The sequence below is a fragment of the Methylobacterium sp. WL18 genome, from assembly GCF_008040015.1.
In the GTDB taxonomy this organism is placed as follows: Bacteria; Pseudomonadota; Alphaproteobacteria; order Rhizobiales; family Beijerinckiaceae; genus Methylobacterium; species Methylobacterium mesophilicum.
In genome coordinates this window covers 1-653 of sequence record NZ_VRVD01001211.1, presented here as the reverse complement: position 1 = coordinate 653, position 653 = coordinate 1, and the positions used below count along the sequence as shown (strand labels likewise).

The 653-nt window shown below is 70.4% G+C and carries 1 pseudogene; it reads left to right on the top strand.

Features of this window, described 5'->3' with window-relative positions:
- Positions 1 to 362: 362 nt before the first annotated feature.
- Positions 363 to 653, top strand: a pseudogene (locus FV228_RS31885) (MFS transporter); the annotation flags it as partial.

Below are 653 nucleotides of genomic sequence, written 5' to 3'. Positions count from 1 at the left end.
AGCGCGAGGCGCAGCAGGAGCGCGACCAGGAAGGCGGCCGTGCCGACCGCGACGCCGGGCACCGGCTGCCGGAGCCTCCCGCTCGCCGCCATCGACAGCTTCAGGATCTGGATCGCTCGCCCATCCGGTGCGTCGGCGTCGGCACCAAGAACAGCGGCGGTTCTCATCGTCACGGCTCAAGCTTCTATACGGCGATCAGTCACGTATTCATTGCTATAGAAGCGTTAAAGCAGTCCATCACGTCTCCGTGTTGGGACTGCCGCGGGCGCGGCCGGGATCGGATTTTGAATCCGGAACAAGCGCCGCTATCAGGGCCGCCCACCGGCTCGATCGCCTGTCGGTCGAACGCGGAAACCCCTGTGGTGAACGACGCATCCGCACGCCCTGCCGCCCCCCGGGGCGCCCCGCCATCCGATCCGCGCGGGTGCCTGACCGCGATCACGGCCCGGCTCGACGGCCTGCCGCTGACGCGGCTCCACCTGGCGATCCTGGCGGTGTGCACCCTCGGCCTGTTCACCGACGTGGCCGAGGTCGCCCTCAGCAACGCCCTGGCGGCGATCTTCCTGGCGCCGCCCCACAGCATGCCGCGGGGCGACCTGTCCCTGCTGCTGGCCTCGGTCTTCGCCGGGGGCGCCGTGGGGGCGCCGGTCTTC